The sequence below is a fragment of the Rhodococcus sp. KB6 genome (assembly GCF_001445685.1).
Lineage (GTDB): Bacteria > Actinomycetota > Actinomycetes > Mycobacteriales > Mycobacteriaceae > Rhodococcus_F > Rhodococcus_F qingshengii.
The window spans coordinates 1-427 of sequence record NZ_LNAK01000007.1; the positions used below are offsets into that span (position 1 = coordinate 1).

Sequence of the window (427 nt, forward strand, 5' to 3'; positions counted from 1 at the left end):
TGTCGACGGCCATCGTAAGCTCCCCACTGGCGGCCATTTATGGCGCATTTTGTGGCCATGGTTTCTCCCCGCGTACGGCCAGATAGTTCCCCACCTGCTGTGAGTCAGATTCGGTCCCGGCAACGCTGGGTGGATGAAATCGAGCAGGGAGATCATGGAAATTTTGGAGGCGTACGACCTCACGGGTAGTTATCGGGCGGCGGCGGAGCTGGCTGGGTGTGATCACCACACGGTGGCCCGGTATGTGCAGATGCGCGCTGCGGGGCAGCCGCCGGACCGCCGGCGGCATCGAGCGCGGGCGATCGACGACTTTCTGCCGAAGATCGAGGAGTTGGTGGTCCGCTCGCAGGGCAAGGTCCGCGCGGATGTCATCCACGAACGGATCGTCGCGCTGGGGTTCACCGGCGGTGAGCGGACCACGCGCCGG

At 64.9% G+C, this 427-nt stretch carries 1 pseudogene; it reads left to right on the top strand.

Going from position 1 to position 427, the window contains the following annotated elements:
* Nucleotides 1-133: 133 nt before the first annotated feature.
* Nucleotides 134-427, top strand: a pseudogene (locus ASU23_RS01415) (IS21 family transposase); the annotation flags it as partial.